The organism is Vibrio ichthyoenteri ATCC 700023 (genome assembly GCF_000222605.1).
GTDB classification, from domain to species: Bacteria; Pseudomonadota; Gammaproteobacteria; order Enterobacterales; family Vibrionaceae; genus Vibrio; species Vibrio ichthyoenteri.
Genome location: NZ_AFWF01000086.1, coordinates 28,554 through 54,653 on the forward strand (window position 1 = coordinate 28,554; position 26,100 = coordinate 54,653).

Genomic DNA, 26,100 nt, shown 5'->3' on the forward strand with positions numbered 1-26,100 from the left:
TCTTACTTACCTTCAATGAATTCTATGCAATTTTTTGCTCCGTCCGCCGTTCTTATCGGTATAAAGGAAGTGAACGAAATGAGGATAGTATGAAGAGCAAATTATCTGTGGTATTGCCTATCGTGGCCATGTTGCTTGTCGCAGCGTCATTTATTGGCCGGGCTGATAGTGAAATGAAAAACTCGCCAAGTAAGGCGGGGGCGGAAATTGCGACCCTTGCTGGAGGATGTTTTTGGTGTACCGAGTCAGATTTGGAAAAACTACCCGGCGTCATTGATGTTGTGTCAGGCTACTCAGGCGGAGAAACTGAAAATCCCACCTATAAGCAGGTATCATCGGGTAAATCAGGTCATATAGAAGTGATTCAAGTCGAGTTTGACCCTACCATCGTTAGCTACGAACAAGTATTAGATCAGCTTTTTCGTCATATTGACCCAACGGATAATCAAGGATCGTTCGTTGACCGCGGAGCGCACTATCGCCCTGCCGTTTTCTATCACAATGCAGAACAAAAGCAGATTGCCACTGAGTTTATGGCCGAAATAGACCAATTGGGCATCTTCAACAAACCTTTGCGAACCGAGTTGATCGAATTTGAAAAATTCTGGCCAGCAGAGGATTATCATCAAGACTATTACAAGCGTAATAAAGTCAGATACAACTACTATCGCTATTCTTCCGGTAGGGACCAATACTTAGACCAGATTTTTGGTGATGATAGAGAAACGAACCCAGCAACACTGCGCCAACTGATTGATGAAAACAAAGCACTCACTCAAGGTAAAACCTTTACTAAGCCTAGTGATGCTAAACTCAAACGTACATTGACAGAAATGCAGTATTACGTGACCCAAGAAGATGGTACTGAGCGCCCATTTAATAACGAGTATTGGGACAACAAAGAGATGGGCATCTATGTCGATGTCGTAACGGGTGAACCACTGTTTTCATCAACTGACAAATATCGTTCTGGAACGGGTTGGCCAAGCTTTACTAAACCAATCAATGATGCTTTTGTGGTTATCACCACGGACTACAAACTAGTGTACCCACGCAAAGAAGTGAGAAGTCGTTTTGGCGATTCCCATTTAGGCCACGTGTTTAAAGACGGCCCTGAACCAACCGGGTTACGTTACTGTATGAATTCAGCTTCGATGCGTTTTATTCCAAAAGAAGCATTGGAGAAAGAAGGCTACGGCGAGTACCTCTACTTATTTGATAGCTAATTCGCGCCACAAGACTCAAAAAGCCCAATTCACTTGGGCTTTTTGTTTAGGCGCTATGTATCAAGCGGTGTCACATCAGACAACCATACTTAAATGACGATGACTCCCAATGGTTCAAGTAATTGAGGTTGCTGCCAGCTGGCAATTTTTACTCCAGTCACATCGACTCTTCTTGGATCAAGTCCCACTAAATCACTGTCGCTAAGATCACAATTGGCGATCCTCACCCCACTCCAAATATCTTCGGAAAACTCCCCACGGCTAAGATCCGATCCCTGCAAAGAAGTACCTTGTAAGTTCGTACCTATCCAGCGGTTCTCAAACAACTCACATTTTTCAATGCACAAACGCTCCATATTGGCATAGGACAGATTGCAGGCGGTGATAAACGCAGAGCAAAAATAGACGTTATGGCTAATCTGATTGGCAAAACGGGCCTGAGAAAAATTGGCACCTTTTAAATCGCACTCGCGCATTTCTATACCAAAACAATTGCTACCCACAAATTGATTCATTGATAGTTGGCATTGCTTAAAACTGGCATCGTGCAAGTTGGCGTAATGGAAATCACACCCTTCAATTTGACCTTGCTCAATAAAAGTACAATTCTCAAAATGCGCTTCCACCATTTCAGCACGGCTAAAATCACAACCATAAAATTTGCAGCGGATAAATTTGGCGTAACTTAAGTTTTGGTTAGAAAATGAGTGATTTTCAAAAATCTTATTTTCAAATACGGTGTCTTGGTAATGCATGAATAACTCCCTGATTTGTTTCAAGGCTATCATTTCATTTATAAAATCACACCAAATTAAAAACCTTAAAAATCAATAAGATAAAAACGCGAGATTTGCGTGAAAAATGGCGATGTAAGGCGCCTAAATGACGCCATTCAATTATTAGTCTACGCGGATGGGAAAAATTTATTTTTACCACGCTCAAGGCGAATTGGGATTGCTAAATTGGCCAATTGAGTTAACTCAATACTTTGCAGTTCGTTCCGCACTTAGCCAAACAATTTACTCCAGATGCTAGGGTTACGTTTATCGTGAAATTCCACGCGTAAATCATCTATTGTTCTGAGCTGTTCTTTCGCTTGTTGCAGGTCACCACTTTCAAGCTGTTGCTCAACATTTTCGACAACCAACTCAAGCTGGTCAAAGCCTTCATTATAGAGAGCTTGTTTTTCTACTGGGTAATTAGCCTGCTGCAACTCATCAAGCACTTGATTGAAAGACGTCATAGCGGTACTCATCTCTTCAATACTTTGTGCCTCCGCTGCTTGTTTAAAGCTGAGTTTCATTTCATTCATCGCCGATTTGATATCAAACGAAGCAGCAAATGATTGGCTGGCAAATAGGACCATTGTTAACAGTAAACTACGTTTGAGCATGGGACTCTCTCTAAGTGATTGTTTAATTGCATATGAAAATACGGTGACCCATCGTGCAAACATGCCGAGTCAGTCCGTTTCTTGCACTGATGATACTAAACCTCAACGTTAATACAGAGTAATATTCGTCATAAAATTGTTTCAAAACCCCATTCATTTACCATCATCCTAGCGTCCATCCCTTCTATACTAAGAAACGTGCTGTCATTAGCACGAAAACGATAACGTGAGTGTAATTTCAGTAATTGGTTGAATATTTAGCTTAAATTCACCACATCGTGGTTACGAACTGTAAAAAACAAGTTATATATTAAGCAATTAAACACTCTGTAGTTGATGTGAATCAATTTGTCGTAGACAATACAGCGCCGTATTGAGTGTTAACTCAACGAGCTTCGATTTTATCTATCAATCCAATAGGTAACATCGATTATCCATTTTGAGGTGTCGTTGATAAGGTAGCTTTCCTACTATATAAGTGAAAAGCCAAACCTAGGCACGCAGTCACTACCTCGTTTTAAGGGAAAGATGATGGTAATTCCAGAAAACAGCAGCATCGTTATTTTTGGTGCTTCGGGCGACTTAACATATCGTAAGTTGATCCCTGCTTTATACCACCTCTACGCGAACAAGCAGCTGCCTGAAAATTTCGCAATTTTGGGCGTTAGTCGTACCGAATATAGTGATGAATCATACCGCGATAAGCTAAAGCGCTCTCTCCAAGAAATGGAGAAAACCGAGCCAGCAACGTTGGATGCCTTTATTGATCATCTTCACTACCAAGCCATCAATACTTCTGATACTGCCGATTACAACAAATTGACCGTTCGCCTTGATCAGCTAGCAGACAAGTATCAGTTTGAGCAGCGCAATACCCTATTCTACTTGGCAACACCACCAAGCTTGTACAGCGTCATTCCTGCAAGTCTTGCCGCTCATGGTCTTAATGATGAGCAAACCGGTTGGAAGCGTCTTATTGTAGAAAAACCATTTGGCTACGATCTCGCATCAGCACGTCAATTGGACAAAGATATTCACGAACACTTCCAAGAGCATCAAATCTACCGTATCGACCATTACCTTGGTAAAGAGACGGTACAAAACCTATTGGTGTTCCGTTTTTCAAACGCGATGTTTGAACCACTTTGGAACCGTAACTTCATTGATTATGTTGAAATCACTGGAGCCGAATTCCTTGGTGTAGAAGATCGTGGTGGCTACTACGATGGCTCTGGTGCGATGCGTGATATGTTCCAAAACCACCTGCTACAAGTGTTAGCGATGGTGGGCATGGAGCCACCAGCACAAATCAATGCCGATTCAATACGTGATGAAGTAGCAAAAGTACTGCAATGCTTGAAGCCATTGGAAGAAAATGATCTGCGCAACAATCTAGTGCTTGGTCAATACACCGCTTCAGATGTTCGTGGCCAACACTTACCCGGCTACCGTGAAGAGCATGGCGTTGCTGAAGATTCTCGTACTGAAACCTACGTTGGTCTTAAAGCCTACATCAATAACTGGCGTTGGAATGGTGTACCATTCTATGTGCGCACGGGTAAACGTTTACCGACCCGTGTGACAGAAGTCGTGATTCACTTTAAAAACACGCCGCACCCAGTCTTTGGTCAAGATGCGCCTGAAAACAAACTCATCATTCGCATTCAGCCAGACGAAGGGATTCAAATGAGCTTCGGCCTAAAGCAGCCTGGTGCTGGCTTTAAAGCCCGTGAAGTTAAAATGAACTTCCATTATGCTGATTTGCAAGAAACCCAAATGCTCACCGCGTATGAACGTTTATTGCTTGATGCCCTAAACGGTGATGCGACTCTATTTGCACGCAGTGATGCAGTAGAAGCTTGTTGGAAATACGTTCAGCCGATTCTTGATTTCAAACAAGACCCTCAATCGCTGTTTGGTTATGCCTGCGGCACGTGGGGACCAAAAGAGTGCGACGATTTATTACAACGCGATGGACGCGCTTGGCGCTTCCCTTGTAAAAACCTAACCGATACGGATTACTGCGAACTATGATCAATCATAAGATCTTTGATACGGCAGATCAGGTTGTTGAAAGCCTGGCGAAGGATATGCAAGCCTACAGCGAATTAGGCCGTGCTGTGCATATTTCTCTATCTGGTGGTAGCACGCCAAAAATGCTGTTTAAACTACTCGCAAGCGAACCATTCGCAAGCGCGATCCAATGGCAAAACCTGCACTTCTGGTGGGGTGATGAGCGCTGTGTGACACCGGATGATGCAGAAAGCAACTATGGTGAAGCAAACACACTCCTGTTTAGCCAAGTGGCTATCCCAGCGGAAAACATCCACCGAATTCGTGGAGAAGATGAGCCTCAAGTAGAAGCGGCTCGCTTTGCACAAGAGATGGCCGATGTGATCCCGTGTGAAGACGGCACGCCTGTATTTGATTGGATTTTGCTGGGCGTTGGCGCAGATGGTCATACAGCTTCGCTCTTCCCTGGTGTAACAAACTACGCTGACGAAAACCTATCGGTGCTGGCCTCTCACCCTGAATCGGGTCAGATCCGCGTGTCGAAAACAGCGAAAGTATTGCAAGCAGCAAAACGCATCAGCTACCTCGTGCTTGGCGCAGGTAAAGTTGCGATCGTAAATGAAATTTCAACCACGCCTGCTTCTGAGCTGCCTTATCCTGCAGCAAAAATTCAGTCTACGACTGGCGAAACAGAGTGGTACTTAGATTCAGACGCGGCTGCGCAGATTGCTTAACGTTATCGTTAGCACAATAGCCCGTCCTTTAGCGTAATTTGGAGAGAAATAATGAAAGGTGATATCGGTGTAATCGGCCTTGCTGTAATGGGTCAAAACCTTATCCTAAACATGAACGACCACGGTTTTAAAGTGGTTGCGCACAACCGTTCTACTGAAAAAGTAGACGAGTTCCTAGCAGGCCCTGCAAAAGACACCAACATCGTTGGCGCATACTCGCTGGAAGAACTGGTAGAGAAGCTAGAGTCACCACGTAAAATCATGCTGATGGTGCGTGCGGGTGATGTGGTTGATATCTTCATCGATAAGCTAGTACCACTACTAGACAAAGGCGACATCATCATTGATGGTGGTAACACTAACTTCCCTGACACTAACCGTCGCGTTGCTGCGCTTCGCGAGAAAGGCATTCACTTTATCGGTACTGGCGTATCTGGTGGTGAAGAAGGTGCTCGTTTTGGTCCTTCAATCATGCCAGGCGGCGCTCCTGAAGCTTGGGAAGCCGTTAAGCCTATCTTCCAAGGCATCTCAGCAAAAACAGACGCTGGTGAGCCTTGTTGTGATTGGGTTGGTAATGATGGTGCTGGTCACTTCGTTAAAATGGTTCACAACGGCATCGAATACGGTGACATGCAGTTGATCACGGAAGCATACCAGTTCATGAAAGATGGCCTAGGTCTATCTGCTGACGATATGCAAAAAGTGTTCGCAGAGTGGAATACCACTGAACTAGACAGCTACCTAGTAGAAATCACCGCCGACATCCTTGGCTACAAAGATGAAGATGGTGAAGCGCTGGTTGAGAAAATCCTAGACACTGCTGGCCAAAAAGGCACCGGTAAATGGACTGGTATCAATGCGCTAGACATGGGTATCCCGCTAACGCTAATCACTGAATCTGTATTTGCTCGTTGCCTATCAGCACTGAAAGACCAACGTGTTGAAGCTGAACAACTGTTTGCAAAAACCATCACGCCAGTTGAAGGTGATAAGCAAGAGTGGGTTGACGCACTACGTCAAGCGCTACTGGCTTCTAAAATCATCTCTTACGCACAAGGCTTTATGCTGATGCGTGAAGCATCAAACGAGAATGGTTGGGACCTAAACTACGGTAACGTAGCCCTTATGTGGCGCGGTGGTTGTATCATCCGTTCTGCATTCCTAGGTAACATCCGTGATGCATTTGATGCAAACCCAGAAATCGCATTCCTAGGATCAGATGCTTACTTCAAAGGTATCCTAGACAACTGTATGAGCGCATGGCGTAAAGTGGCAGCGAAATCAATGGAAGTGGGCATCCCAATGCCATGTATGACTTCGGCACTAACCTTCCTAGATGGTTACACGACCGCTCGTCTACCTGCGAATTTGCTACAAGCACAGCGCGATTACTTCGGCGCGCACACTTATGAGCGTATCGATCGTCCACGTGGTGAGTTCTTCCACACCAACTGGACTGGTACAGGCGGTAACACTGCGTCTACAACTTACGACGTTTAATCACTGAAAGAACTCGTCCATATAGATTGGAATCGAGTTAACAGCAGATTGATTTAAAGCCGGTAGCCTTGCTATCGGCTTTTTTTGATCACTTACCGTTGAGAGTCCGCTCTGCGAAATGAGATCATCCTAAGTTCTACGCCTATAATAAATAGTGTATGGATGAGGCGAAACCTACGTCGCTACCCTATTCTCCAAATGCATCATTTGCCGACGAAAGATTTGCTCGGTTAACAAACACCAGGATGGCGAACACGATCTATTGAGGTTCACATGACAATTAATACCCGCTTTGTGTATGTCCCTGAAAACGAAATCCCAGAACAAACACAACCATCATCGCCACCGCTAATGTCAGAGAAGGAAGCACAGCGCCAAGCGTTAGTGAAGCAAGCTCAACATGAAGGTCAATTACTCAGTGATGATTAATGCCAACTGAACAGAATAAGCTTGCTTAATGGCACTGTTAGGCTCCATATGGTGTACTGACAAAGTATGGCAACGACCAAATAAGACAAAGCCCAACTCTCTAGTTGGGCTTTGTCTTTTTAATCCAGCAAGCAACTAGCGCCAAATTAGCTTCGCGATTTTTTTACCTATTAGATAACAAGTATAAGCCACCGCGACCAAAACTAAGATTGCCGCTAAATAGGCAAGATACTGAGGAAAACCTAGCCCCCACGCAAAAGTAAACGCGAGTCCATGTAAAGCTTCAACCGGCATTTGAAGGAGAGACATAGGGGTACCAGCACTAAAAATAGAGACAAATAGACTCAAGCCAATACATGCCGTCATTACAGCGAAAAAAGTCGCTTTATTCATAAATCAGTAACGATAAAGTAAAAACCAAATTCTATTCTCGACTTTTGTTTCACGCTAGCGATAATTTAGCGCTCAACCGTCATTGTGGCGACAAAACAAGCATAAAACACCCCCAGATTCAAAGAGAGATTACTGCGCCAATAAATGAACATAACAGAGTCATTATTAACAGCGTACTCCCAATCCTTGCAGGCCGATTCACTCGGTGAAAGTAGTATTCGCATTGTTACTCGTTTGATGGGGCTGATTTTGACCTGATTGGCATGCAAATGCTCATTCAAAGCGCACACGATGCCATTTTTCGGCTTCACACCCCAACCAACGAAGAGCCTATCGTTCACATCAGCAATATCTATTCACTTTGTGGTCCTCTAAAAAAAGGGCCTTACGGCCCTTTCTCATTATATTTCCTGAGGTTTGATTAACTCAGTTAATAAGTTAGTTAGTTCGCTACCGGTAATGTTACCGCTACCACTGTCAATTCCGCTTAATTGATCCACCACACCATCAAGCTGAATCGTTTGAGTACTATTGCCATTATCACGCGTAATGGTCAACTCAACGTTATTATCATTGACTACCGTCGCCGAAATACTACTGAATAAGTCATCCATGGTTTCGTTCTGGCCTAGTAAGTCTGAAATATCGATCTTATCTTCGCTAACCGTGAAATCGCTAATGATATCAAGTCCGCCATCCAGATCGCTATTCATCCATAGGAAGGTATCGTTACCGGCACCACCAGTAAGTACATCATTGCCTAAGCCACCGATAAGCACATCGTCACCATCGCCACCAAATAGGAAGTCATTACCGAGACCACCATCAATCACATCATCACCTTGATGCCCAAGCAGCACGTCATCACCATCTGTGCCAGTGATTACGTCATCACCAGTTGAACCATTAAGGCTTGGTGAAGCCGCTTTCACATCACCAGATTGGCTGATGTTTAAGGTTGCTAAATGTTGTGACTCTACTCCGTTGGTATCAAGCACGGTATAAAGGATGTTGTAACCAACCGCTTCACCTGCTCCAAGTTGTGGGGCTGTCGGATCGGGTTGGAAGAAGTATGAACCATCCTCTTTGATGCGCAGATCACCGTAATCAGTTTCTACGACAAGATCATCAATATCAACTCTCGTGGTAACCGATGCCGGGGTGACCTGACCATTCACTCCAATCTCTTGGAGAACTTGAATACTCGACGCATTGATGACAATTTCTTCGACATCCATACCGGTAATCATTGCGAGAAGAGTACCCGGTAAACCAATGGTTGGACGTAGTTTTGGCAACTCCGTTTTGATTTTAGAATCTGGTATATAAAGAATATTTCCAGAACCAGCCACCTCTTCTAAACCCTCTTTAGGAATAGAGGATGGAACACCAACCCCGACAGACGTGACCTCTTTATCCGCGATAAAGGCATCCCACTCACTGTTGGTTGTTGAATCCCAACCTCGGTTATTACTACCATCACTAAGGAAGAAGATCACATCATTGGTATTGGTCAAATCAACACTATTAAGAGCGGCATCATCATAGCCATTCATCACGCCATAAACCGCTTCTTCGTAATCAGTGTAACCAGAAGGGTCAAACACGCCTGTATAGCTACTATCAGCAACACTGCTCAAGGCAGAGCCTAACATTGCAATCGCTTGGTTAACCGTCATCCAACCTTCACTTTGAGCCGAACGGTCAGCATTATCGTTACTCTGCCCATCTTTCCCATCCGTTAATTGATCATCAAAATCGATGAGCTGCACTAGGACATTTTCAGAGCCTTCTTGCGCATTAACATGCTCAAGCATTTCTATTGACGCTTCTAGCACCAATTCCATTCTCATTTTATTTTGATCCGGATTGCCTGAATCACTATAGAATGGTTTGCTGCGCATACTGCCCGAAGAGTCGATGATCAAACTCATCAAGGTCATTGGCGTTTCACCACCTTGATCGGCATAGATATCTTGTTGTGATGCAGCATTTTCAGTGCTTGTCGCAGTATCATTATTGGCCACTTCAGTGCTGGTCGCCGTAACATCGATATCGAGAACCGTACCTTGTGGATGGGTAATCACTAGGTTATCGAACGTTTCTGCCGCAGAACCAGTCACCGGCAATATCCAATTCACGCCGTCTTGGTATCCAGCGGACACCACAGCTGTCGCAGGCAGACCTTGAATTACCACTGATTGAATCTGTTCACTGCCATCAAGGTCATTCACAGATGCCGCTATATCAACTTCCGTTTCGATATCACCTTGTCCATTCACCGTCGATTCGCCAAACACAATCGATACGCTTGGTTCATCCGCCACTGGGGTGATATTAATGGTTAAGGTGTCACTCACTCCCGTATTAGTCGTAAAGGTAATAACAGGAAGAGAACCAGACCAATCTGCATTTGGTTCAAAGCTGTAGTCACCGTTGGCCTCTATCAACAACGTACCTGAAGCCAAATTAACGGCTTCACCAACATTGTAATTGACGTTATCAAGAGTGAACCCAGCGATGCTAAGTACATTGTCTTCATCCGTCGCACTATCGAGTACATTACCCGATACCGAATTATCTTCATCAACGGTTTGAGTTTGTGAAACGGTTGTGGTTGGTTTGTTTTCATGCACGACAACTTGTATCGTACCCACCGAATCAGCTTCACTGGTTGAGTATTGCTCTTTCGCCGTTGATGTCACAGTGATGATAAAGTCACTATCATCACCTAATGGCGGTAAAACGGTTAACTGAGTTAAATCCCAGCCGGTCACACCCACGATACCGCTCGCATCAACATTGACGCTATTACCCGCCCCATCACTTAAGGTTGCATCTTGCGGTAAGCCACTAAGCTCGACCATTAAATCTTCCGAATTATCGGTATCAACCAATGCGGTGGTAATTTCAGACAGTGGAATCTCCGTATCTTGCAAGCCTTCGTTATAGGCATACACCTCGTACACCTCTACACCTTCAACAATTTGCAATGCTGAGGTTCGCAGTTCGGTATTCTCCAAGGCCGCTTGGTCAGGTACCACTGGTAGATTACTGCTGGCTAAATCAACGGCCGGAGCGCCATTAATCGACACGTTGACATCAAAATTACCCGGACCACTTTGGTTGTGGTGGTAAATTTCAATTGGGTAAAAACCGCTTACTGGAGGAATAAATTCACTGCCGTTAATCTGGCCGCTATTCACGCCCCAACGCGCTTCGTCCACCAATTCGCCGCCAACTTTAATCGCTAAGCTATCGTCAGCTTTACCCGTAAAGTCGTATGTATTACCAGCCTCTAGATAAACAAGCCCAGTCACTAACACTGCCGTGTTCGCCGGTGTCGCGCCGCTGCCTGTTTCTTGCGCGTTATTGGTTGTCGATTGCGTCGCTTGAGTCATATCAAGCATGCTAATTTGTTCGACAAGGGTATCGCCATCTACACCATTGCCAAGACCAAAGATTGGGTCCACAACCACATTGTCCCATTCAGAGATATTGAAACTTTGCTCAGGGAAAACGATATCCGGAGTCACAATCGACAAGGTTGGCGCATCGGCAACCGGGGAGACATCGATCGTTAAGGTATTTTCCTCACTACGCGCATCGCCTTTCTCCAAAATAAAGCCCAGACTCGAGTAATCTTGGTATTGATTACCTTCGCCCACATTTGGATATTGGTCATAACCTGTTTCATGTTCAGCAGGAACAAAGCGTACGTTTCCTGCCGCTATCTCAGAACCATCGATTCTGTCACGCTCCGCAATGGGTTCCCAAGTATCAGGCGCCGTTTGCAACTCGTATTGACCATTACTTGATAGCTGAGTGACAAATAATGTTGCATCAGGATCTGTGATGCCAAGATCGTTTAGCGTTAGAATGTGCTCAGAGTCTTCGATAATTTCAATTTGTTTGCTCTGTGCATCAAGCACAGGCAATACCGTCACGTTAATAACCTTATCAACGGTTTCTACCACACCTGGCGCGTTGTCTTGAGAGGAGACAGAAACGCCAAGTGGATAATTTCCCGGTTCAGGAACATTAATAAACAGTTCCGAAAGATCATTTTGCCAAGCGGTAATATCAATTTTACCGCTACCGTCAGGTGTCAGATCGCTACCATCAGGGGCCTTAATGACGGTGCCTGCTGGGAATGCTCCTAAATCAAGTTCAGTGGTCAATGTCTCTGAACCGTCGGTATCAACCAATCCCACTACAATGTCACTGAGCGCAATGTAGCTGTCCTCGTAACCAACATTATCGAGAGTTCCTAATTTAATATCATCCAGTAAAGCGCCGTAGCTGTTGGCCGATGTTTCCGATTCAAACACCACTTTATACTGACCATCATCTGGCGTTTGGAAGTTAAGTGTTTCACTACTCCACGTTAGACTTTGTTGATCGGTATATTCAAACAATATGGTCCGTTCACCTTGGCTGTTTTCTAAGAAAATGGTCATAGGTGAATCATCTAAACGACGAGCGGCCACATCAAATGACAAGGCATAAAACTGCCCCGCCTCGCCCTCAAATTGTGTAAAGAGTTGGTCATCTCCATTACGGCCTTCTAGCTCATAAACATTATTGCCTTGTTCGCCAGCATTACCTCGATAAACCGTTTCCTTACCGACTTCATTGTAGTCTTGATTACCACTGTTATTGTCTGTTCCCCAAACGCCTTCAGCGCCGTCGCTGATGCCTTCGACAACATCCGCATCGGTAAGCTCTTGTGAGTCAATATTTCCTCTCCACGACTGACCATCCAAATCAATCGTATCGAAATTATGGAAGGACAGAATCTCCGCGCCTTCGATATCTAGATTTGGCGTATCAGTCACCGCTTCCACGTCGACATCAATAATATGGTCTTCTATTACCGTATCGTTTGCAGTATATCCTTCAACTCGGAGGCTAAAGTTGACATCGCTGTGTTCAGGAGGCGTAATCGTCAATAGATCGAGTTGGTTTGGTGACAATGAGGCCATGCCATTAATCACACTAATTTCATTGCCATCGGAAGCGAGCACGGCGCCATCAGGGATATCTTTGATAACAATTTCCACCACCGAGCTATCCGCTGGTAGTGTAATATCAAGCGCGATTGCCGTATCTTCTTGGCCTGCAGCGCTATCATCAACATCTAAATCCGACACTTCGATAACTTGAACCGTAGTGGTTGCCGTATTCGACTCTTGCCCCGCATCATCGGTCACTTTAACCGTCACCGTTCGGTCTGTTTCATCAGGATTTTCACTGCTGTTTTCAAAGCCAATTTGTTTTAAAAACGCTTCAAATTCGGAAGCAGACAGGCCATTTGGATCATCGGCCGTCACCGTTAGTACAATCGAAGATGCAAGCACACTTTGACCAATCGTAAAGCCGCTGGTGTTGGCGGGCAGTGTTAAGCTGTCACCATCAAATTTATTGACTAAAGTAACTTCCATGGTCGTAATACGGTCATGGTCATCGAATATATCTGCGTCCAAGTCAGCAATGGAGACCGGATCATCCCCTTCGGTGAAGGTGGTTTGATAATCCACATTACTGTCGAGTTTGGAAACTTTAATCACTAAGTCGTTGTAATCATCGTCATCACGAGGATGGCCTAGTTGATCATCAAAGCTCAAGACGGTATTTCCATCATTGTCTTCAGATACTCGGATGGTCGAATTCTCGCCATGGGTTGAGAATACGGTCTGGTTTGGTACGACCGCACCATTAATCAACAGCTCTCCCATATCACTCGTCGTGAACTCTGCGTTAGCAGGTGCACTGCTAATCACATCCGCAGCATCTGGGATGAGGAAATAACCGACATTATCCAAGCTATCAAGTTGACCGAGTACAGGGTCTACAACATTGCCTTTGTAGTCATGGGAGTCGTCCATCAATATCATTAGCTGCTGCGTATCACTTGTGTCGTCATAGACATAGTAGCCAAACACATTTTGATATCCGGCGCTTTCGCTGACAAACTCAATTTGATACTGACTTCCATCCAAATCTAGAGTCGGAGATTCGTTGTCAGTTATCGTCGCCAGTCCTTCCTCTACGCCTTGTTGATACTGAGTGCTTGCCGACAACATAAAGACTTCGTTGTTATCAGATACGTTATCATCTGTCGTTTGCACAAGAACATCGAACTCAGACTCACCAGCTGGAAGTATAAACTGCACCGTTCCGTCATTACCGACGCTAAGGACTTGTGTGGTCGAACCAAATTGGACACTCAACTCCGTACCATCAAAGTCTTCAGGAGTCGTCGCATTGCCTTCCGCGAGAGTTAGGGTGATGGTTGTATCTGTGGTGCTGCTTGATGACAAGGTCACATCGAAAGTAGCGATATTGCCTTCTTCGACGGTCGGTTCGCTAACGCCAGTCACAACCGGACGGTCATCATCCGCTGGGGTTGGCCCGCTTGGATCGACACTGCCATCATCAAAGATGGTCGCAACGCCTTTATCATTACCTTGTGCGCCCACTACACCACTAGCGGTAAGCTCAAAGCTTTCTGCGCCTTCGTATATTGGTGCATTGTTATCATCCGTCGTTGCGACAGTCACGCGAACTTCGTTCACGCCCGCCGGCAGAACCACATCACCATTATTGGCCACAGTCAGCACTTCCGAACCGTTGTTGCCTTCAAACTCAACCAGCATGGCGCCGATGTCGTCGCTTTCTGTCGAGATATGATTAATACCTAAGTTGATGGTGGTTGGCGCTTCAGTTGGGGTGGTCAATGACACGATAAACACGGCGTCTTGTCCTTCGCTCACATCCACATCATCTGACACTTGTACCAAAGGTATATCAACGTTTTCAATGTTCCCTTCACCACTCACACCACCAATGCTCAAGGTGTAATCTTCGGTGAGTTCGTAAATACCATCCACTAAGGTTGGAATGACAATACTGAAATTGCTGATACCTATCGGGACAACAATTTCATTGGTAATAGGGTCAAACGTCACACCATTGGTAAATTGAGCCTGACTTAAGTCAACATCGTTGTCGGTTGCGGTATCGTCGTTGGCACCAAATTCAATGCTGTAACGGGTTTCTTCAAGCACGCCATCTTCAAGTGCCACTTGATAAACTAGATTGTCCCCTTCCACCACAGTGGTATCGAGCATCTCAATGGAGTCCACATCCACGGGCGTTGGCAGAGGATTAACAATGATTGAGACTTTGGCTTCATCAAAGCCGCCTTTATCGTCAGTGATGACATAATCAAAATGGGTATCGCCGGTAAAATCATCATCCAAATCGATATAGACAATGCCATCTTCAATCCAAATGTTGGCATTATTGGCATCCGATACATGGGTAAAGCGGATACTATCACCATCAGGATCAGCATCATTACCCAGCAGCTCAGAAACCGGGATTTGCAATACGTCGCCTTGATTGGCGACATACGCGCCATCGCTTGACGCTTTAAAGCCGGTCAGGAAGTAATCCGATGAATCCGATCCTCGGCTTGGTTCGTTAACAAAATCCACCGCCTCAAACACGATGCTGTCAAACGCTACACCGCCTAGTGCGGTTTCATCAAAGCTGTAGGTGCCATTACTGCTGCCTTCGTTAGCGATAAATAAACCGCTGGCAACCGCATTATCACCGAAATAAGCCACCCATTTGCCTTGCTCGTGGTTGCCGTTACCGCCTTCGTCTTTAAATAGATTTGAGACAGAGAAAGTAAACTCGGTCACGGGCTCATCAAGATCAATTCTAAATTGCTCCGATTCGCCCTCTTCACGGTTATATTGAATTTGCGCGTCTGGACCACCGTTTTCATCGCCCTCGACACCGCGTTTCACGCCACTCTCGGTAATGCCTTTGTCATCACCTTGGTAACTGCCGCTGACTTGCGCATCGGGATGGATCCAATCGTCGCCATTGAATTTACCCAGTTCGACTTCAAACGCCACCGGATCATCGGTTGCAATTGGTGGGGTATTATCGGCTTCAACAAGGCTGACCGTCCGTTCTTCACTGACGTTATCATCACTGTCGACAGCGCGGTAATCAAAGCTATCATCCGCAGGATTCGCTTCAAAGTAGCGCAGTTCCCAGTTACCGTTACCAATGGTAGAGACTTCCACACTGGTGATTTGCGCGCCTTCTTGGCCTTCTGAAGCAAAAATTTCTATTTCTTTGAACAAGTCAGTATTGCCTGAGGTCTCTTTGGTGACCTCTTTGACAATTGTGCTGCCATCATCGAGATAAACGGTGATCAAGACGCTGGTTGGGTTGGCTTGTTGTCCTTCATAGAACCATCCGCCTAAACCATCCAGACCCAGCGTGACCGAATCTGCAGGACGTTCAGACATATCAATCACGATCGATTCGTTCGCTTGAATCCCATCACCATTGCCCACACCCAGACCGTAACCAATATGGTTTTTGTCACCAAAGTATTGCGTCAGTGGTTGGTCGTTGTTGGACTCAGCGGTGATACGGATCACGTCATCGCTGCCTTCAAAGGTCAGCACGCGCTGTGTTGGGTCACCATCGACCGGCTCACCCCAGTTAAGGAACGATGTGGTACTTTCATCGCCTTCAAAGCCTTCGGGCTCTTCTTTTACGCCCAGGAAGAAGCCGGTTGATTGATCGTCGTTTTCGTAGGTAAACAACGTTGGGTCGAAGGTTTTCAGCTCGCCAATCACCTCGCCGTTGTCATCAAATTGAGTCAAGTCACTCTCATCGAGAGGTTGACCATCATAAAACAGCACGCCAGACTCTGGCAGACTGGTGATCACCACACCTAGTGGCGTATTGGCAGAATCGTCTTCTTGATCAGAAATGTGGTCGTTGTCAGCATTCACATCATCATTAAAGACAATCGCAGCACTACCATTTGAATCGAGAGCGACATCAAAGTCTTCTGCTTCTGGTGGATTGTCTTTGCTGTCATCAATCAACACATGCTGGCTAGCATCACTTAAATCCAACGCTTCAAAGATATTGTTGTTTTGGTCATCGGTTACCGACACCACCGAAACCGTGAAGGCTTGGCCTTCTTCATAAACATCATCTTGCACGGTATCAATCGTAAAATTAGCCGTATAGCCATCAGGGTTAACAATCGCTTGTGCCACTTCGACAATGTCATCACCATCGGCATTCACATAGCTGTAGCTTAAGGTAATGATGCTACCAGCCGGAGCCAACGGTGTTGCCAAAGGTTTTGCTGGATCACTCAACGTGATAGTAAATTGCCCTGTTGAGTCTCCTTCCATCACCGATTCCGGTCCAGTAAGGGTCACAATGGCAGGATCAACATCATCGGTAATGGTGGCATCACCATCCACATCGCTTTGTTGATATTCGGTTGTTGCCGCTAGATTAAATGTCTCGTTATTATCAACAATAACGTCATCGTTGGTTTGCACCAGCACTTCAAATTCAGACTCTCCTGCTGGTAAATCAAATTGCACCGTTCCGTCATTGGCCACTGGCAGAACTTGCGTTGTGGCGCCAAACTTGACCGTCACTTGACTGCCATTAAAATCATCGGGATCAGATGCAGAACCTTCAGATAGTGTCAGTGTAATGGCGGTGCTGGTGGTGCTGCTTGATGACAAGGTCACATCGAAAGTAGCAATGTTGCCTTCTTCGACGGTCGGCTCGCTAACGCTAGTCACAACCGGACGATCATCATCCGCTGGGGTTGGCCCACTTGGATCGACGCTGCCATCATCAAAGATGGTCGCAACGCCTTTATCATTACCTTGTGCGCCCACTACACCACTGGCAGTAAGCTCAAAGCTTTCTGCGCCTTCGTATATTGGTGCATTGTTATCATCCGTCGTTGCGACCGTCACGCGAACTTCGTTCACGCCCGCCGGCAGAACCACATCTCCATTATTGGCCACAGTCAGCACTTCCCAACCGTTGTTGCCTTCAAACTCAACCAGCATGGCGCCGATGTCGTCGCTTTCTGTCGAGATATGATTAATACCTAAGTTGATGGTGGTTGGCGCTTCGGTTGGGGTGCTCAGTGACACGGTAAACACTGCATCTTGCCCTTCGCTCACATCCACATCATCTGACACTTGTACCAAAGGTATATCGACGTTTTCGATGTTACCTTCACCACTCACGCCACCCACTGTTAAGGTGTAATCTTCGGTGAGTTCGTAAATACCATCCACTAAGGTTGGAATGACAATACTGAAATTGCTGATACCTATCGGGACAACAATTTCATTGGTAATAGGGTCAAACGTCACACCATTGGTAAATTGAGCCTGACTTAAGTCAACATCGTTGTCGGTTGCGGTATCGTCGTTGGCACCAAATTCAATGCTGTAACGGGTTTCTTCAAGCACGCCATCTTCAAGTGCCACTTGATAAACTAGATTGTCACCTTCCACCACAGTGGTATCGAGCATCTCAATGGAGTCCACATCCACGGGCGTTGGCAGAGGATTAACAATGATTGATACTTTGGCTTCATCAAAGCCGCCTTTATCGTCAGTGATGACATAATCAAAATGGGTATCGCCGGTAAAGTTATCATCTAAATCGATATAGACGATGCCATCTTCAATCCAAATATTGGCATTATTGGCATCCGATACATGGGTAAAGCGGATATTATCACCATCAGGATCAGCATCATTGCCCAGTAATTCAGAGACTGGTATTTGCAGCACTTCACCTTGGTTTGCAACATAAGCGCCATCACTCGACGCTTTAAAGCCAGTTAGGAAGTAATCGGAAGAGTCTGAACCACGGCTTGGTTCATTAACAAAATCCACCGACTCAAACACAATACGGTCAAATGCCACGCCGCCTAGGGCGGTTTCATCAAAGCTGTAGGTACCGTTACTGTTGCCTTCGTTGGCCACAAACATACCACTAGCAACCGCGTTGTCACCGAAGTAAGCCACCCATTTGCCTTGCTCGTGGTTACCTGAACCGCCTTCGTTTTGGAATAGATTCGATACTGAGAACGTAAACTCAGTCACTGGCTTATCCAAATCAATAGTGAACTGCTCAGACTCACCTTCTTCACGGTTGTATTGAATTTGCGCGCCTGGCCCGCCATTTTCATCACCAGCAACGCCACGTTTCACGCCACTCTCGGTAATGTCTTTGTCATCACCTTGGTAACTACCGCTGACTTGCGCATCGGGGTTCGTCCAATCGTCACCGTTAAACTGACCTAACGAGACTTCAAATCCCACCGGATCATCGGTCGCAATCGGCGGCGTGTTCTCTGCTTCAACAAGACTGACTGTACTCTCTTCACTGACGTTATTGTCACTGTCTACCGCACGATAATCAAAGGTATCCTCGGCGGGATTAGCCTCAAAGTAGCGCAGCTCCCAGTTGCCGTTACCAATAGTAGAAACGTCAACACCGATAATTGAAGCGCCTTCTTGTCCTTCTGACGCAAAGATTTCTATCTCTTTAAACAGTTCGCTATTGCCCGTCGTGTCCTTAGTGATTTCTTTTACTATTGGTCCACCTTCGTCAAGATAGACCGTAATAAGCACGCTAGTTGGATTGGTTGGATGGTCCGGATTAAAATACCCCCCCATACCATCAAGGCCCAAGGTGACAGAATCGGATGGACGTTGAGACATATCGATTGAGATCGTCTCTCCTTCTTGTATCCCGTTGCCTCCGCCGACACCAAGACCATAGCCAACATGATTCTTATCTCCAAAATACTGGCTAAGCGCTTGATCATTGTCGGAGATGGCGGAAATTGTGATGACATCATCACTGCCTTCAAAGCTCAGAACTCGTTGGGTTGGGTCACCATCAACTGGCTCACCCCAGTTCAAGAATGACGTCGTACTTCGTCCTCCCTCTAAACCCTCTGGTTCTTCTTTAACCCCTAAAATGAATCCGGTCGACTCGTTATCATTCTGATAGGTGAATAAGTCTGGATCGAAGGTTTTAAGATCACCAATCGCATTACCATTTTCATCAAATTGGGTCAGGTCATCGACAGTCAACGGTTCGCCGTCATAAAGCAAGATCCCCGACTCGGGCAAACTGGTAATCACAACAGACAGAGGCGTGTTAGCTGGGTCGTCTTCCGCATCAGAAATATTGTCATTGCTTGGTTCGACATCATCGTTAAAGACAATAGCGGCGCGACCATTAGCGTCGAGAGATACGTTGAAATCCTGTGCTTGAGGTGGTGTATCAGGAGCCGCTGTCTCAAAGAACGATAAGATACGATCAACCAGACCCAAGCTTTGAGTACGGGATAAGCCTATCCCTTCAAAACCTTGAGTCTCGAAATTAGTTTGGGCTATTGCTTCATCACCCGTTCTTTGCACTGAATCTAGACTTGTGCCACTGGAACCACTCTCTTCACCGGCCGCAGGATCGAATTCTTCATCAACCTGGGTTGGATCTTGCCCATCTTCTAAGGCCGCAATAATTTGTTGGACATCATCAGTGACATCGCGCAACGATCCATCTTCTTGAGCGATCGCCGCGTTCACGACCGGCGCTCCCGCCTCGGTAAAGGTACCATCTGGCAATAATATTACGTCTCCAGGCTGCGGATTTTCTCCTTCCTGAAGCACTTTTACATTACCATCTGCTCCGATTATCATCGCACCAGCGATATTACCCATTGATATATAAGCCCCGAATCCCATAAAACCACCTATCACGCATCCCAAACCATATTCTAGCCGTACAGATCGGCTCACTTAATATTAGTTCAAATCGTAGCCAATACAGGATATGACATCGAAAAGTACCAGATTTGAGACGTCGACAGAGCGAAACCGCTCGGTATTTCAGAATAACGATGAGTAATCTCGTAGCGTCAATGCACAAACTCGTTTATTACGACTGAATAACGTTTGTTCTGATGTTGTAAACATAGGAAAGTTAAATTTGGCCTTTTTCAACCCATTTTTACTTCAAACAACACGCTAATGAACATTGTTTTATTACTCAAATTCTGGCAATTTAGACCAGTCTTTATGTTAGCGATGAGAGCACCGATGAAGGTTATAATACTGCACGGTTTATACATGCACGCAATTGTTATGCAGCCCTTAAGCCGAAAACTGCGTGAGTTAGGTTTTGACACTCAGACCATTACTTACAATAGTATTGCCATCGATCAAGACAGCATATTCGAAAAAATTGATGGCGCTCTTTCAAGTGATATGACTAACTTATTAGTTGGCCACAGTTTAGGAGGACTGGTCATCAAGCACTACTTGGCTTCTCGCCGGCCAAGCACTGAAATAATCAGCCATATTGTGACCATTGGAACCCCCATAAAAGGAGCCTCAATCGTAGAGCGTATTAAACAACTAGGCTTCTCTTCTATACTCGGCAATGCGCCACAACATGGCTTAAATTTGCATGACGACCGTTGGGAGTTCCCACAAAAGCTCGGTTGTATTGCTGGCACTCTCCCGCTTGGTGCTCGCACTCTACTCATGATGGACAATTCAATTCAGTCAGATGGCACAGTGACCGTTGATGAAACTAAAATTGATGGCATGACGGATCACATTCAGACCCCAAGAAGCCACACCAGCCTGATCTATAGCGCATTTGTTCCCAAACAAATCCAACATTTTAGTCAACACGACATGTTTCTGCGCTAGATTCACGCCCTCACAATTGATGTTTATCGCGCGCAATGCTTGATCAAAAAATCTGAACGCGCTAATATCATCGCCATTCGACGATAAACTATATAACATGCCTATGAGTAACTGTAACGAGATCAACGCCACTGCATTAGTTGTCAATCAAACCCAACTAGAAAATGAGCAAAAGCTTGCCGCTCTTGCTAAAGCATTGGCACACCCTGCTCGTGTTCGTATTTTAAAAATATTGTTCACACTTGATAATCTTGGTGGTTGTCTCAACAGTGACTTAGTATCTGAATTAGGCCTTGCCCAATCAACAGTATCCGAGCATCTGCGCATTTTAAAACACGCAGGGTTTATCATTGCTGAGCCGATGCCACCAAAAATGTGTTATCGAATCGATCGTCAAGCGGCAACGACATTTGCTGAACTGTTCCAACAACTACTAAGCTAATTCAGGTGGTTTTTACCACCTAACTTTAACCGCTCCAATCAATCGCCTTTCGACGATAAACGAAGAGAAAGAAAAATGAGCAATCAAACTGTAGCAATCACGCCACCATCAATGAGTTTTCTAGACCGATATTTAACTATTTGGATATTTCTAGCCATGGCTATCGGCGTGGGAATCGGCGCCTTATGGCCACAGGTCGCGCAATGGAACCAAGCCATGTCCATCGGCAGTACTAACATCCCTTTAGCCATCGGCCTAATTTTGATGATGTACCCGCCACTCGCAAAAGTCGATTACAGCCTGCTGGGTAAGGTGCGAAAAGACAAACAAGCCATCAAGCTATCATTGTTTATGAACTGGATTGTCGGCCCAATTTTGATGTTTATCCTTGCGATCACCTTCCTTGCAGATAAACCTGGGTATATGGTCGGCATCATACTGATTGGTTTAGCTCGTTGCATCGCCATGGTGCTTGTTTGGAATGATATTGGTGGTGGTAATAAAGAATACGGTGCAGCATTAGTCGCAATCAACAGTGCGTTTCAGATTGTCACTTATAGCTTTATGGCTTGGCTATTTATCACCGTACTACCCCCATTGTTTGGCTACCAAGGCTTCGACGTAGATATCTCCATTTTAGATATCGCTGAAAGCGTATTGATTTATCTGGGTATCCCCTTCCTTGCGGGTTTTCTCAGTCGCAAATGGTTAGTAAAAGCAAAAGGTAACGATTGGTACAACAACGTCTTTATCCCTCGCATTTCACCGATTACATTAATTGCGCTATTGGGTACGATTGTGCTGATGTTTAGCTTAAAAGGAGAAATGATTCTCGAGCTACCTATGGACGTCGTGCGTGTGGCAGTGCCATTAACAATCTACTTTGTGGTGATGTTCTTTGTCAGCTTCTATGTCGGTAAGCGAATGGGTATCGAGTACGACAAAAATGCGTCGATTGCTTTCACTGCTACTGGCAATAACTTTGAGTTAGCGATTGCTGTTTCAATCGCTGTATTTGGCCTAAATTCAGACCAAGCATTTGCTGGCGTTATCGGGCCACTGATTGAGGTTCCCGTGCTTATTGCGTTAGTTAATGTCGCGTTACGCTTGAAGCAAAACTATTCAATCAAGTCAATGGCCAAATAACCGATAATAAAAAGAGGACTTAACGTCCTCTTTTTTAGTTTTTAGTGAAATAACTTTTGCTCGATAATGTCAGACAACGGCATCGGTTTATAGAAATAGTAACCTTGAATAAGGTGTATCCCTTGTTGCTGCATAAAATCAATTTCGTCTTGTTCTTCCACACCTTCGACCACAATTTCAGCACCAATCGTACGAACTAATTGGCTAGTAAGACTAAACATCTCTTTGCCATTTTTTTGTTTCAGATTCAGCACCAACGAACGGTCGATTTTCACTTTATCAAATTCGTAACGACTTAAATAACCAATCGATGAGTAGCCAGCGCCAAAGTCATCCAGAGCGATTTTAATGCCGATACCACGCAGCTCTTGCAGCACGTTCCATGTTGTTTGTTCGTCTTGAATCAGTAAATCTTCAGTAATCTCAAATTCAACTTGTTTAAACGACAAGTTACTCTGCTCAATCATACGAATCACGATTTTAGCGAAATTCTCTATTAAGAATGTATCTGGCGATATATTGATCGAGACTTTAAATTCCGGATCGACCGCCAGCGGACTTACCTCTTCCAACGCTTGTTTAACGACCCATAAGTCCACTTCAGAAGACAGGCCTAACTTAGTAAAGCTTGATAAAAACGTGGGTGGCGTAATCTTACCGTCATAACCCTTATGGCGAATCAACACTTCCAACGAATTAATTTTATCTCGCTGCATATCCACTTGGGGTTGGTAAAATAAGACAAAATCACCCGAGGTTTGCAACTGACTGATATGTCTTTGCGCAGCAAGATTGGCACTCATCTGCGGCAGCATTCCCATCACTGTGCGGCTTTGGCCCATATCACGGTAGTTGAAAAAGTTATCTGATAAACCTTTAGTAAAAATGGCATTGGTGCCGATCACCTTATCCATTTGCTTAAAAAATGGCAGGTAAATGATCATACCAACAAGGATAATCACCGCTTGCAATAACACAGCAGCGAGGTCATTTCCGGTTGCGTTATAGCCGCTTAATAATGCTGGCGTCATCCAGCTTACAAATGTTTCGACCGGCGAAACCAACCCAAGCGAAGTCGCTAAGTAGGCAAGCAGTAACCCCGCTAATGGAGCCAACAAGAAAGGCACAATTAGCAATGGATTAAAAATCACCGGTAAGCCGAATAAAATAGGCTCATTGATATTAAACAGACTCAATACTAAGGTGGCAAATGCGAGTGTTCGATAACCTTTGTTTTTGGTGAAAAACAGCATACATAAAACCAGACTTAGCGTGTTACCAGCCCCGCCCATTCCAGCATAAATATCATAAAAATTGCTGGTCAAAATAGGTAACGGAACACCAAAATCCGCGTATAAGTTGTAACTTTGCGCTGAAAACTCGTAAAGTTCACTTTTTAGTGGTGCCAGTACAATATGACCATTAATGCCGATACTCCAAAACATATTGCGCGCTAACTCATAAAGCATCGCATCACCTAGAGAGTACTCGTTTAAGCTAGGAATAAGCTTGAAAAATTCACCGCTTGAAATCACCCATCCTTTAAGTAGCACACCTGCTCCCACATAAAGAACGACCATAAACATCGCCGCCCCCACCAAGTTGATCGTTTGATCAACAACATTCGGCAGTTCAGACTCAACAAACAGTTTCTTCTTTTCGAAGATTTGAGTGGTTTTACTCACTAGCAACGGAATAATAATCGCGAGTGGATAGTTAGTCGGAATGATAGAGCCCGCCTGGAGCATTCCCCATTCATGGCCAAGGATGACATATATTAGCAATGCTGGCGTAATCACATTCGCCCGAGAGGTTTTGTGCAACGTCGCCAAAAACTGTGAATAGTAGACCACGAGTAGAATCGGAAACAGCTTCCAAACCAGTGTGCTAATAAATTGTATTTTTCCAGCTACCAATGTGAAACCGGCCATAGATAAGCCAGTACTGATCAACATACAAAACGCTGATAACAAACTGATAGGCAAAAGCATCAGAAAGACATTACATAAGCCATTAATGTAGTCGTTTTCCGATGTTTTAGAGAATATGCGATAAAATGATTTTGTGTTCATTGGGGCTTCAATTTCCAATATTTGCACTAAGCAATATTTTTAGAAAAAAATGCCGCACCGAATCTATCCTTGAGTCGTCGTACCCGAGAGTAGTTGATCTTTCAACAGTTGCGCCATACTGACTGCTCGCTGAGAGCATCGTTGCTAATTTTGTTTAATATTATGAATAAGCAAGCAGGCGCACGTTACCTTCTATACCGCAATATTTCCATTGCGATATTTTATCGTTACGATTTGAAGTAGTTAGGATGGGCTATTATGCATTTATCCCATAAATAACAGCCACTTAATTTATATTCCTTCTTTATTTTCATCAAATCGTTGCGTGTACATTTCCATAAAATCTTGGCGAATTAATTGTTCAAGATGATTGGCTTGTTCTGTAGGGCAAAACAACATGACATGGACAGCCTGTTCGCCTGTGGCGGTGCTGTTGATATGGATGTGAGGTTCCGAACCTGGCAAGTCAACTCCAGCATGTTTTTCGATAACCGAGTTATAGCGGCGCGCCACTTCGATGAATGATTGACAGTGTTCTTCGACCTTAAGATTTAGGCTAGGTAGTAGCGGATACAAATTCACAAAATCTCTCACCACAATACTAAAATCGTGGTAGACATAGCGCTTCATGAAGTTAAGATTTTTGACAGGATAAGTAAAAAACATACTGTTGGGTAAAGTGGCCGTTTTACCGGTAAAGTGGTACTGGCCATGATATAGATCGATTTCTTGTATTACTGTGGCCATCATATTGTGTTCGATCACCTCGCCACAAAGTTTTCCCACTTCAATCCAATCGCCAATTCGAAAAGAACGCGAACTCGCACGTTGAATCGAGCCCGTAAAACATAAGATGATTTCTTTACTTGCCACCACAACAGCAACAGCAATTGCCGTCAATGACAAAGCAAATTCATTAATTTCCGACTGCCACAAAATGAATAGCGTAAGCACCGTCGCCGCAAATGCACCATTTTTCGTTCTGGACATCCAATTGCGTTGATCTTCGGATAAAAAGGCGACATCTCCGCGAATTTTAGCCAAGGTAATACGTCGTACAAGCGAGATCAACAATATAATCAGAGCTGAAAATGCTAGCTTGTGAGTTAGAAGAAAATCGATAACAACTTGTACTTTCTCCACGATCT

Annotated in this window: 14 protein-coding genes; 8 read left to right on the plus strand and 6 right to left on the minus strand. The window is 44.9% G+C overall.

Annotation, left to right across the window (positions count from 1 at the left end; translation table 11 throughout):
• Positions 1-89 precede the first annotated feature (89 nt).
• Positions 90-1,226 (plus strand): peptide-methionine (R)-S-oxide reductase MsrB, encoded by a 1,137-nt coding sequence (gene msrB, locus RH85_RS07205; RefSeq protein ID WP_006711551.1) that lies wholly within the window; start codon positions 90-92, stop codon positions 1,224-1,226.
• 89 nt (positions 1,227-1,315) lie between these two features.
• Here the strand turns inward: msrB and RH85_RS07210 are convergent, their stop codons facing one another.
• Together RH85_RS07210 and RH85_RS07215 are read right to left on the minus strand one after the other, a co-directional pair.
• On the minus strand, positions 1,316-1,981 hold the full coding sequence (locus RH85_RS07210) for a Qnr family pentapeptide repeat protein (protein WP_006711552.1): 666 nt from the start codon (positions 1,979-1,981) through the stop codon (positions 1,316-1,318).
• Between the two features lie 251 nt (positions 1,982-2,232).
• Positions 2,233-2,619: a cytochrome b562 gene (locus tag RH85_RS07215; protein WP_006711553.1), complete on the minus strand. Its 387-nt coding sequence runs from the start codon at positions 2,617-2,619 to the stop codon at positions 2,233-2,235.
• Positions 2,620-3,150: 531 nt separating this feature from the next.
• Between RH85_RS07215 and zwf the strand changes: the two genes are divergently transcribed.
• The 4 genes from zwf to RH85_RS23155 all read left to right on the plus strand — a co-directional run bounded on the left by zwf (position 3,151) and on the right by RH85_RS23155 (position 7,295).
• Positions 3,151-4,653, plus strand: a complete 1,503-nt coding sequence (zwf, locus tag RH85_RS07220) for a glucose-6-phosphate dehydrogenase (RefSeq protein WP_006711554.1) — start codon at positions 3,151-3,153, stop codon at positions 4,651-4,653.
• The gene (gene pgl, locus RH85_RS07225; protein ID WP_006711555.1) at positions 4,650-5,366 is read left to right on the plus strand and encodes a 6-phosphogluconolactonase; all 717 of its coding nucleotides are present in this window, start codon (positions 4,650-4,652) and stop codon (positions 5,364-5,366) included. Before zwf ends, pgl begins: the two co-directional genes overlap by 4 nt.
• Positions 5,367-5,417: 51 nt before the next feature.
• Positions 5,418-6,866: a decarboxylating NADP(+)-dependent phosphogluconate dehydrogenase gene (gene gnd / locus RH85_RS07230; protein ID WP_006711556.1), complete on the plus strand. Its 1,449-nt coding sequence runs from the start codon at positions 5,418-5,420 to the stop codon at positions 6,864-6,866.
• Between the two features lie 273 nt (positions 6,867-7,139).
• Positions 7,140-7,295 carry a hypothetical protein gene (locus RH85_RS23155; protein WP_006711557.1) on the plus strand — a complete coding sequence of 52 codons (156 nt, stop codon included), beginning with the start codon at positions 7,140-7,142 and terminating at the stop codon, positions 7,293-7,295.
• 135 nt (positions 7,296-7,430) lie between these two features.
• Here the strand turns inward: RH85_RS23155 and RH85_RS07235 are convergent, their stop codons facing one another.
• Both RH85_RS07235 and RH85_RS07245 read right to left on the minus strand, forming a co-directional pair.
• Positions 7,431-7,688: a hypothetical protein gene (locus tag RH85_RS07235; protein ID WP_006711558.1), complete on the minus strand. Its 258-nt coding sequence runs from the start codon at positions 7,686-7,688 to the stop codon at positions 7,431-7,433.
• A 401-nt stretch (positions 7,689-8,089) separates the two neighbouring features.
• Positions 8,090-20,320, minus strand: a complete 12,231-nt coding sequence (locus tag RH85_RS07245; RefSeq protein WP_138956452.1) for an Ig-like domain-containing protein — start codon at positions 20,318-20,320, stop codon at positions 8,090-8,092.
• A gap of 354 nt (positions 20,321-20,674) precedes the next feature.
• On the opposite strand from RH85_RS07245, the gene RH85_RS07250 reads away from it, so the two are divergent.
• From RH85_RS07250 to arsB, 3 genes are all read left to right on the plus strand, one after another.
• Entirely contained in the window at positions 20,675-21,292 is a 618-nt protein-coding gene (locus tag RH85_RS07250) for a PGAP1-like alpha/beta domain-containing protein (protein WP_039948809.1), read from the plus strand.
• Positions 21,293-21,395: 103 nt separating this feature from the next.
• Positions 21,396-21,734 carry an ArsR/SmtB family transcription factor gene (locus RH85_RS07255; protein WP_039948821.1) on the plus strand — a complete coding sequence of 113 codons (339 nt, stop codon included), beginning with the start codon at positions 21,396-21,398 and terminating at the stop codon, positions 21,732-21,734.
• Positions 21,735-21,809: 75 nt separating this feature from the next.
• Complete coding sequence (arsB, locus tag RH85_RS07260) at positions 21,810-22,880, plus strand: ACR3 family arsenite efflux transporter (protein WP_006711562.1); 1,071 nt, start codon at positions 21,810-21,812, stop codon at positions 22,878-22,880.
• Positions 22,881-22,921: 41 nt separating this feature from the next.
• Here the strand turns inward: arsB and RH85_RS07265 are convergent, their stop codons facing one another.
• Together RH85_RS07265 and RH85_RS07270 are read right to left on the minus strand one after the other, a co-directional pair.
• A complete protein-coding gene (locus RH85_RS07265) occupies positions 22,922-24,952 on the minus strand; it encodes an EAL domain-containing protein (RefSeq protein WP_006711563.1) in 2,031 nt (676 codons plus the stop codon).
• 291 nt (positions 24,953-25,243) lie between these two features.
• Entirely contained in the window at positions 25,244-26,095 is an 852-nt protein-coding gene (locus RH85_RS07270) for a mechanosensitive ion channel family protein (RefSeq protein ID WP_006711564.1), read from the minus strand.
• Positions 26,096-26,100 lie beyond the last annotated feature (5 nt).